The organism is Streptomyces sp. NPDC006326 (assembly GCF_040612915.1).
GTDB lineage: Bacteria > Actinomycetota > Actinomycetes > Streptomycetales > Streptomycetaceae > Streptomyces.
Window position 1 is genome coordinate 1 of the sequence record NZ_JBEXRC010000098.1, and the last position, 9,094, is coordinate 9,094.

Consider the following 9,094-nt stretch of genomic DNA (forward strand, 5'->3'; position numbering starts at 1 on the left):
CTTCCTGCGTTTCCGGCGCCCCCACCGCCCGCCCCGGGCCGGCGTCTGAAGGAGCCGGGGCCCGCAAACCGGCCCCCGTGGCGGACCCCCACGTGCGGGGTCCGGGCGGAGCCCGGGGAACGGAGGAAGGGCGGGGCGGGGAGAAGCTCCGCGCCCCGCCTCTCCACCCCTCCGGCCTCGATCGCCGGTGCGGCGCACGGCCCCCGAGGCGGCGCCCCCGTGGCCCCGCCGGCCGGCGTCTGAAGGGGCGGGGCCCCGCAAACCGGCCCTGGTAGAGGACCGCCCAGGTGCGGGGTCCGGGCGGAGCCCGGGGAACGGAGGAAGGGCGGGGCGGGGAGAGGCTCCGCGCTGCACCCCCGGGGCCCGCACGGCGGCAGCGCCCCGCTCGGGCGGCACCGGCGCGGGGCCGCCGTACCCTGCGGCGGCGCCGGAGGCTAGCGGCGGCGTTCCGTCAGCTCGTCGTAGACCGACAGGACCTGCGCCACCGTGTCGTCCTCCGACGGCCATGTCGCCGCCTGGGCGTGCCCCGCCAGGGCGAGGGCGGCCCGCCGGTCGGGGTCCGCCAGGAGCTGCGCCACTGCCGACGCCAGTGCGCCGGCGTCCCCGTACGGGACCAGCACGCCCGCCTCGCCGACCAGTTCCGGCATGCCCCCGACCGCCGTGGCGACCAGCGGAACGCCGATGCGCAGCGCCTCCTGCGCCAGCAGCGACCGCGCCTCCCACCGGCTCGCCAGCACCGCCAGGTCCGCCGCGGCGAGCAGCTGAGCGGCGTCGCGGCGCCGCCCGAGCAGCCGCACCGGCAGGCCCTCCGCCTCGATCCGCCGCGTCAGCTCCGGCCGCTGCGGGCCCTCCCCCGCGATCACCACCAGCGGTGCCGGCTCCAGCACCCGCCACGCCCGCGCCGCGTCCAGCAGGACGGAGTACCCCCGGTGCGGCACCAGGCTCCCGACGGCGACGATCAACGGGCGCTCCACCGCGCCGAGTTCCGCCCGCACCTTGCCGGGATCCACCGGCCCGGCCGGGCCCGAGGGAGCCGCCACCGGCGCGAGCCGCGCGTCCCGCGCCCCCCGCGCACGCGCCAGCGCGACCTGGTCCGAGGAGGCCCCCAGCACCACCGCCGCCGCCCGCGCCACGTGCCGTTCCAGCAGCCGGCCCAGCCGCCCGAGCGGCCCCTCGGCGGCGGGGCCGCCCCCGTGCCAGGTCACCACCAGCGGCACCCGGCGCCCCCGCAGCGCCAGCGCGGCCCGCATCCCGGCCCGCACCCCGTGCGCGTGCACGACGTCGGCATGGGCGCACACGGCCCGGAGCGCACTGCCCGCGTCGGGCGTGAACTGCGCCCCGGCGCCGGTGAAGTCGTACTCCCCCTCCGCCTCGGGCGACGCGCACACCGTGACCCCCACGCCGCGCGCGGCGAGCCCGGTCGCCAGCGACCGCACGTGCGCACTGCTGCCCGCCCCCGCACCCCCGAGCACCTGGACGGTACGCAGCGGCGGCCGCCCGTACGACTGCGCGGGGACCGGGGTCGAGACCGGGGAGCTGCTCACGGGCCGAAGCTCCAGGGTGAGGGAGGCAGAGTCGACGCCCAGAATGCCAGTACGCACGCGCCTTCCGGGACCATAAGGGCACGGATCCCGTACGAGACACCGTCACGCGCCCCCCAGCCTCACCCACATGGAGTACAGAGGCGGGGAGCAGGCCCGGCAGCGTCCCTGCGCCGGGCCCGTCCGCTACGCGTCGGCGCGGGCCGCCGCGAGGAGTTCCTCGGCGTGGGCGCGGGCGGAGACGGAGTCCTCGTGGCCCGCCAGCATGCGCGACAGCTCGCGGATGCGGTCCTCGCCCTCCAGGACGGTCACGCCGCTGCGGGTCACCGACCCGTCGTTGGTCTTCTCCACCAGCAGCTGCCGGTCCGCGAAGGCCGCCACCTGCGGGAGGTGGGTGACGACCACGACCTGCGCGGACTTGGCCAGCTTCGCCAGGCGCCGGCCCACCTCGACCGCCGCCTTGCCGCCGACGCCCGCGTCGACCTCGTCGAAGAGGTACGTCGGCACCGGGTCGGAGCCCGCGAAGACGACCTCCACCGCCAGCATCACCCGGGAGAGCTCACCGCCCGAGGCGCCCTTGGCGATCGGCCTCGGCTGGGCGCCCGGGTGCGGGGCCAGGAGCAGTTCGACCTCGTCCGCGCCCGAGGGGCCGTACGCGACGGGCCGGCCGCCGACCTCCACCCCGTCCGGGTCCTCGACCTGCCGGATGTCGATCGTCACCCGCGCGTGCGGCATCGCCAGCGAGGCCAGTTCCTGTGTCACCGCCGACCCGAAGCGCGTCGCCGCCTCGACCCGGGCGTCCGTCAGCGCCTGGGCCAGCTGCGAGAGTTCGGCGCGCAGGCCGTCCCGTTCGTCGGTCAGCTCGGTGATCCGCTCGTCGTCGCCGTCCAGTTCCAGCAGCCTCGCCGAGCCCTTCTCGGCCCACTCCAGCACGGAGTCGATCGAGTCGCCGTACTTGCGCGTCAGCTGGCTCAGCGCGGCCCGCCGCTCCTCCACGGCCGCGAGGCGCAGCGGATCGGCGTCCAGGTTGTCGGCGTAGCCCGCCAGCTCCCCGGCCACGTCGGACAGCAGGATGCCGAGCTCGCCGATCCGCTCCGCGAGCGCGCCGAGGGCCGGGTCGTGGGAGCGTACGGCCTCCAGGGCCCGGTGCGCGCCCGCGACCAGCGTGTTCGCGTCGACGCCCTCGGGGTCCTCGACATCGCCGGCGAGCGCGGCGTGCGCGATCTGCGCCGCCGAGGCCAGCGATTCGGCGTGGCCGAGCCGCTCCGCCTCCGCCGCCAGTTCCGCGTCCTCCCCGGCCAGCGGCTCCACGGCCGCGATCTCCTCCAGGCCGAAGCGCAGCAGGTCCGCCTCCTGGGCCCGTTCCCGGGCCCGGGTGGTGATCTCCTCCAGCTCGGCGGAGACGGCGCGCAGCCGCCGGTAGGCGGCCCCGTACTTCTCCAGCGGGACCGCGACGGCGTCCCCGGCGTACCGGTCGAGGGCCTGCCGCTGCCGGGCGGGCCGCAGCAGGCCCTGCTGGTCGGTCTGCCCGTGCACGGCGACGAGGTCGTCCGCGAGTTCGCCGAGCAGGCCGACGGGCACCGAGCGGCCGCCGACGTGGGCGCGCGAGCGCCCCTCGGCGGAGACGGTCCGGCTGATCAGCAGGGCGCCGTCGTCGAGCTCGGCCCCGGCCTCCTCGGCACGTACGGCGGCCGGCGCGTCGGGGCGCATGACGATGCGGCCCTCGACGACCGCCGCCTTGGCCCCGATCCGTACCAGCGCCGGGTCGGCGCGTCCGCCGAGCAGCAGTCCGAGGCTGGTGACGACCATCGTCTTGCCGGCGCCGGTCTCGCCGGTCACCGCGGTGAAACCGGGCGACAGCTCGACCACCGCGTCGTCGATGACCCCGAGCGACCGTATCCGCATCTCCTCAAGCACGGGACGACCATACCGAGGTTTCCCCGGTGCCATGTGACGTCACCCGCGAGGAAATTCTCGTACGGGTGTGCTATTAGCGGGGTGTCGAAGCGGCGCCGACCGGGCTCAGTGCGGCGCCCCGCGCCACCCCGACACCGGCAGCGCGAACTTCGCGACCAGCCGGTCCGTGAACGACGCGTGGTGCAGCCGGGCGAGCCGCACCGGCACCGCGCCCCGCCGGACCTCCACCCGCGCCCCCGCGGGCAGCTCCAGCGTCCGCCGCCCGTCGCACCACAGCACCCCGTGCGGGACTCCGGCCTGCACCTCCACCGCGAGCACCGACTGCGGCGAGGTCACCAGCGGCTTCGCGAAGAGCGCGTGTGCGCTGATCGGCACCATCAGCAGGGCCTCCACCTCGGGCCAGACCACCGGCCCGCCCGCGGAGAAGGCGTACGCCGTCGAGCCGGTCGGGGTCGCGCAGACGATCCCGTCGCAGCCGAAGCCGGACACCGGCCGCCCGTCGATCTCCAGGACCACCTCCAGCATCCGCTCCGGGGAGACCTTCTGGACGGCGGCCTCGTTCAGCGCCCAGTCGCGGTGCACGACGTCGCCGTTGGACCGGACGACCACGTCCAGGGTCATCCGCTCCTCGACCTCGTACGCGCGCGTCACGACCCGGTCGACGACCTTGTCGAGGTCGTCCCGCTCGGCCTCGGCGAGGAAGCCCACCCGGCCCAGGTTCACGCCCAGCATCGGGACCCCCGAGCTGCGCGCGTACTCCGCACCGCGCAGCAGGGTCCCGTCGCCGCCCAGCACCACCAGCAGCTCACAGCCGTCCAGCACGTCAGGGGTGGTCTCCGGGACCAGCTCCACCTCGGGCGGCAGCGGCAGGTCCTGGGCCTCGTGCTCCAGGACCCGCACCCCCAGACCGCTCTTCAGCAGCCCCTGCACCACCAGCTCGGCGCTGCGGATGGCCGCGGGCCGGCCGGTGTGCGCGAGCAGGAAGACCGTCCGCCCCCGCCCCGCGTCCGGCGCGCCCCCGTCCGGTGCACCCGCGTCCGGTGTAGCTGCACTTGTCGTAGATGTACCTGTCACTGCGGCCCCTCCACCACTGCACGGTCGACATCCGCCGGGTCGAGTGCCGGTGCCCCCGCCCGCAGCCACAGAAAGTACTCGACGTTGCCCGAGGGGCCGGGCAGCGGACTCGCGGTCACCCCGAGCACGCCCAGTCCCAGCTTCGCGGCCTGCGCCGCGACCTCCCGCACGGCCTCCGCCCGCAGCTCCGGGCTGCGGACCACGCCGCCGCTGCCGAGCCGGTCCTTGCCGACCTCGAACTGGGGCTTGACCATCAGCACCAGGTCCGCGTCCGGAGCGCAGCAGCGCACGAGCGCCGGCAGCACCAGCCCGATCGAGATGAAGGACAGGTCACCGACGACGAGGTCGACCGGAACGCCGTCGATCTGCTCCAGGGTCAGCTCCCGGACGTTCGTCCGGTCCTTCACGGTGACCCGGTCGTCGCTCTGCAGCGACCAGGCCAGCTGCCCGTAGCCGACGTCGACGGCCATCACGTGGGCGACGCCCGCCCGCAGCAGCACATCGGTGAAGCCGCCGGTGGAGGCGCCGGCGTCCAGCGCCCGGCGGCCCTCGACGACCAGCCCGCGCGGCCGGAACGCCGCCAGCGCGCCCGCGAGCTTGTGGCCGCCCCGGGAGACGTAGTCCGGGTCGCTGTCGTCCTTCAGCACCACCAGGGCCGCGCTGGTCTCCACCTGGGTGGCCGGCTTGGTCGCGGTGGCGCCGCCGACGGTCACCCGGCCGGCGGCGATCAGCTGGGCGGCGTGCTCGCGCGAGCGGGCCATGCTGCGGCGTACCAGTTCGGCGTCCAGGCGGCGGCGTGCCACTCCTGCCACGTTCGGTTCAGCTCCTGTTTTCGTACGGTCCGGGGACGGGCGGTGCGTCCAGCGCGGTCAGCGCGTCGCGCAACCCCCTGTGCACATCCTCGTACACCTCGACGTGCCCGTCCGCCGGGAGGTGGTCCGCATCCGACAGCCGCTCCAGGTGCGCGTCCACGCCCGGGTGCCCGGTGGGCGTCCGGACCAGCCCCAGCGGCGCCGGATCGGCGGGCCCGGCGGCGCCACCGGCCTCGGCGGGCCCGAGAGCCCCGCCGGTTCGGGGAGCCGCCCCACCGGCCTCGGGGACACCGCCCGCCTCAGCGGCCTCGGCAGCCCCGCCGGCCCCGGTCTCGGGCCGGGAGCCCCCGGCGGGATCCTCGGGCCCTGCGGACAGTTCGTCGGTCATGCCCCGACGCTACCCCGAAGCGCCGGGGCAACCACCCGCGGCTCTGCGGTACGGTCGAGATCACGATGGCTACGATCGAGGAGTGCCGGGCGGCACTCGACCAACTCTCCGAGAACCTGGCGCGGGCCGACAGCGGCGTGCGCGGCGCCGCCGCGCTCGACCGCTCCCTGAGCTGCCACATCACCGACCTGGACCGGACCTTCACGGGCCGTCTCGACGGCGGCCGGATCCGGGTCGACGCGCTCGCCCCCGGCCCGCCCGCCGCCAAGGCCGACATCCGGCTCGCCATGAGCGGCGACGACCTCGTCGCGCTGGTCGCGGGCGAGCTGCGCTTCGCCAAGGCCTGGGCATCCGGCCGCGTGAAACTGGAGGCCGGCGTCCGCGACCTGCTCCGCCTCAAGAGCCTGCTGTGACCCCCCTCCCGGCGTGCGCCCCCGCCCGGGGGCTGCGCCGGGCCGCGGGGACCACCAGCGGGGTGCCCGTCTCGGGGTCTTCGATGATCTGACAGCGCAGCCCGAACACCGCCTCCACCAGCTCCGCCGTCACCACCTCCGCGGGCGGGCCCTCCGCGACGACCCGCCCGCCCCGCATCGCGATCAGGTGCGTGGCGTAGCGGGCGGCGTGGTTGAGGTCGTGCAGGACGGCGACCAGGGTCCGCCCCTGCGTCTCGTGCAGTTCGGCGCACAGGTCCAGCACGTCGATCCGGTGCTGGATGTCCAGGTACGTGGTCGGCTCGTCCAGCAGGAGCAGCGGCGTCTGCTGGGCCAGCGCCATCGCGATCCACACCCGCTGGCGCTGCCCGCCCGACAGCTCGTCCACCGCCCGGTCCGCGAGATCGGCGACCCCGGTGGCGGTCATCGACTCGACGACGATCCGCTCGTCCTCGGGCGACCACTGCCGCAGCAGCCCCTGGTGCGGGTAGCGGCCGCGCGCGACGAGGTCGGCGACCGTGATCCCGTCCGGCGCGACCGAGGACTGCGGGAGCAGACCAAGCGTCCTCGCGACCTGCTTCGCCGGCAGCGATCCGATGACCTGCCCGTCGAGCAGGACCCGCCCGGAGGACGGCTTCAGCATCCGCGACAGGGCGCGCAGCAGCGTCGACTTGCCGCAGGCGTTCGGGCCGACGATCACCGTGAAGGAGTGGTCGGGCACCTCCACCGACAGGTTCTCGGCGATGACCCTCTGCTCGTAGCCGAGGGTCAGGTCCTGCGCGCTCAGCCGCTGCACGTGCGTCCTCCTTGAGTCGGTCATATCCGTCCCGTCCTGCGCTCGGCGACGAGGAGCCACAGCAGGTAGACGCCGCCCACCAGCCCGGTCACCACGCCCACCGGCACCTGGTCGGCGCCGAAGGCCCGCTGCGAGGCCCAGTCGGACACCAGCAGCAGGACGGAGCCCATCAGCGCGCCGGTGAGCAGGTTCGACCCGGGCGACCGGGTCAGGCGCCGGGCCAGCTGGGGCGCGGCCAGGGCGACGAAGCTGACGGGCCCGGCCGCGGCGGCGGCCGCGGTGGTCAGCAGGACGGCCGCCGCCATCAGCAGCATCCGCGTCCGTTCCACCCGCACCCCGAGGGCGTACGCGGCGTCGTCACCCATCTCGATCATCCGCAGGGCCCGGCTCTGCCCGAGGACCAGCGGGAACAGCACCGCGCAGGCCGCCAGCAGGGGCCACACCTGGGACCAGTCCCGGCCGGAGAGCGAACCGGTCAGCCAGACCATCGCACGGGTGGCGTCGACCAGCCGCGAGGTGGTCAGCAGGTAGTTGATGGCGGCGACCAGCAGGGCGGAGGTGCCGATGCCGACGAGGACCAGCCGGTGGCCGTGGATGCCGCGCTTGTACGCGAGCAGGTAGACGGCGGCCCCGGCGAGCAGCCCGCCCGCCAGCGCGCCCCCCGCCACGGCCGTGGCACCGCCCTTGAACACGATGATCACGGTGAGCGCGCCGACGGCCGAGCCGTACCCGAAGCCGAGCAGGTCCGGGGAGCCGAGCGGATTGCGCGAGACGGACTGGAAGACTGCCCCGGCCATGCCGAGGGCCGCGCCGACCAGCAGGGCGACCAGGACCCGCGGCAGCCGCAGGTCCCGTACGACGAAGGCGTGTGCGGGCGTGCCGTTGCCCAGCAGGGTCCGTACGACGTCGCCCGGCGCGATCTCGAAGTCGCCGGTGCCGGTCAGCAGCACGGCCATGGCCGACGCGGCGGCGGCGAGCAGCACCCCCACCGCCAGCGCACGCGGCTCGACCCGCACGGACAGGCCGCCGGGACCGCGCAGGACGCGGGATCCGGGCCGGTGCACGGGCATTCTCACCCTCACGGCTGTGCCATCCTCTTGCGCCGGACGAGATGGATGAAGACGGGGCCGCCGACGAGCGCGGTGACGATGCCGACCTGGAGTTCGGCGGGCCGGGTGACGACCCGGCCGACGATGTCCGCGCCGAGCAGCAGGACGGGTGCGAGCACCGCCGAGTAGGCGAGCACCCACCGCATGTCGGGGCCGGTGAGGAGCCGCACCAGGTGCGGGATCATCAGGCCGATGAAGACGATCGGCCCGCAGGCGGCGGTCGCCGCCCCGCACAGCAGGGTGATGGCGGCCATGGCGCCGATCCGGGTGCGCGTGAGGTGCGCGCCGAGCGCCCGCGCGGTGTCGTCTCCCATGGCCATCGCGTTGAGCGGCCGGCCCAGCGCGAGGGCGAGCACCGCGCCGGCGAGCAGGAAGGGCGCCACCTGGCGGACGGTGTCCATGTTCGCGGAGGCCAGCGAACCCACCGTCCAGAAACGGAGCTTGTCCAGCGCCTTGCCGTCCATCAGCTGTACGGCGTTGATGTAGCCGACCAGGGCCGCGCTGGCGGCCGTACCCGCGAGCGCGAGGCGCACCGGCGTCGCGCTGCGGCTGCCGCCGAGTACGTACACGAGGACGGAGACGACGGCGGCGCCGAGGAAGGCCCACCAGACGAACTCGCCCGGCGTGGACGCCCCGAGGAAGCTGACGGCCGAGACCACCGCGGCGGCGGCGCCCGCGTTGACGCCGAGGATGCCGGGCTCGGCCAGCGGATTGCGGGTCAGCGCCTGCATCACGGCACCGGAGAGGCCGAGCGCCAGGCCGACCATCAGCCCGAGCAGGGTGCGGGGGATCCGCAGATCGCGCACGACCACGTCGGAGGGGGTGCCGGAGTAGTGGAACAGGCCGTGCCAGACCTGGTCGAGGGGCATCTGCCGGGCGCCCACGGCGATGCTCGCCACCGCGATGGCGGCCAGCACCACGAGGGCGCCCAGCAGACCGGCGGTGGGGGGGGGGGGGGGGGGGGGGGGGCCGCGGGGGGGGGGCGGCGGGGCGCGGGAGGGGGGGGGAGCGGGAGGGCGGCGGGGA

Annotated in this window: 9 protein-coding genes; 1 reads left to right on the plus strand and 8 read right to left on the minus strand. The window is 75.7% G+C overall.

The genetic code is table 11. The features are described from left to right. Window positions 1-434: 434 nt before the first annotated feature. From ABZ128_RS35205 to ABZ128_RS35225, 5 genes are all read right to left on the minus strand, one after another. Window positions 435-1,544: a glycosyltransferase family 4 protein gene (locus ABZ128_RS35205; protein ID WP_356853949.1), complete on the minus strand. Its 1,110-nt coding sequence runs from the start codon at window positions 1,542-1,544 to the stop codon at window positions 435-437. Between the two features lie 183 nt (window positions 1,545-1,727). Next, window positions 1,728-3,446 (minus strand): DNA repair protein RecN, encoded by a 1,719-nt coding sequence (recN, locus tag ABZ128_RS35210; RefSeq protein WP_356853959.1) that lies wholly within the window; start codon window positions 3,444-3,446, stop codon window positions 1,728-1,730. A 117-nt stretch (window positions 3,447-3,563) separates the two neighbouring features. After that, window positions 3,564-4,532 carry an NAD kinase gene (locus ABZ128_RS35215; RefSeq protein WP_356853951.1) on the minus strand — a complete coding sequence of 323 codons (969 nt, stop codon included), beginning with the start codon at window positions 4,530-4,532 and terminating at the stop codon, window positions 3,564-3,566. Further along, entirely contained in the window at window positions 4,529-5,344 is an 816-nt protein-coding gene (locus ABZ128_RS35220) for a TlyA family RNA methyltransferase (protein WP_356853953.1), read from the minus strand. The genes ABZ128_RS35215 and ABZ128_RS35220 overlap by 4 nt, the downstream gene beginning before the upstream one ends. 7 nt (window positions 5,345-5,351) lie before the next feature. Beyond that, a complete protein-coding gene (locus ABZ128_RS35225; protein ID WP_356853955.1) occupies window positions 5,352-5,732 on the minus strand; it encodes a hypothetical protein in 381 nt (126 codons plus the stop codon). Window positions 5,733-5,797: 65 nt separating this feature from the next. On the opposite strand from ABZ128_RS35225, the gene ABZ128_RS35230 reads away from it, so the two are divergent. Then, window positions 5,798-6,145, plus strand: coding sequence for an SCP2 sterol-binding domain-containing protein (locus ABZ128_RS35230; protein WP_356853956.1), 348 nt, complete (start codon window positions 5,798-5,800; stop codon window positions 6,143-6,145). On the opposite strand, the gene ABZ128_RS35235 is transcribed toward ABZ128_RS35230, so the two are convergent. From ABZ128_RS35235 to ABZ128_RS35245, 3 genes are read right to left on the minus strand one after another with little or no spacing between them, the layout of a single operon-like run. Further along, window positions 6,129-6,983 (minus strand): ABC transporter ATP-binding protein, encoded by an 855-nt coding sequence (locus ABZ128_RS35235; RefSeq protein WP_356853958.1) that lies wholly within the window; start codon window positions 6,981-6,983, stop codon window positions 6,129-6,131. The genes ABZ128_RS35230 and ABZ128_RS35235 overlap by 17 nt on opposite strands. After that, entirely contained in the window at window positions 6,980-8,029 is a 1,050-nt protein-coding gene (locus ABZ128_RS35240; protein ID WP_356853960.1) for an iron chelate uptake ABC transporter family permease subunit, read from the minus strand. Before ABZ128_RS35240 ends, ABZ128_RS35235 begins: the two co-directional genes overlap by 4 nt. A gap of 8 nt (window positions 8,030-8,037) precedes the next feature. Continuing rightward, complete coding sequence (locus ABZ128_RS35245; RefSeq protein ID WP_356853962.1) at window positions 8,038-9,003, minus strand: iron chelate uptake ABC transporter family permease subunit; 966 nt, start codon at window positions 9,001-9,003, stop codon at window positions 8,038-8,040. Window positions 9,004-9,094: the final 91 nt, after the last annotated feature.

What these genes read in the sequence shown, in the direction of transcription:
- recN (WP_356853959.1), bottom strand. Translation starts at nt 3,446, where the DNA reads ATGCGGATACGGTCGCTCGGGGTCATCGACGACGCGGTGGTCGAGCTG.
- ABZ128_RS35225 (WP_356853955.1), bottom strand. Translation starts at nt 5,732, where the DNA reads ATGACCGACGAACTGTCCGCAGGGCCCGAGGATCCCGCCGGGGGCTCC.
- ABZ128_RS35240 (WP_356853960.1), bottom strand. Translation starts at nt 8,029, where the DNA reads ATGCCCGTGCACCGGCCCGGATCCCGCGTCCTGCGCGGTCCCGGCGGC.
- ABZ128_RS35230 (WP_356853956.1), top strand. Translation starts at nt 5,798, where the DNA reads ATGGCTACGATCGAGGAGTGCCGGGCGGCACTCGACCAACTCTCCGAG.
- ABZ128_RS35235 (WP_356853958.1), bottom strand. Translation starts at nt 6,983, where the DNA reads ATGACCGACTCAAGGAGGACGCACGTGCAGCGGCTGAGCGCGCAGGAC.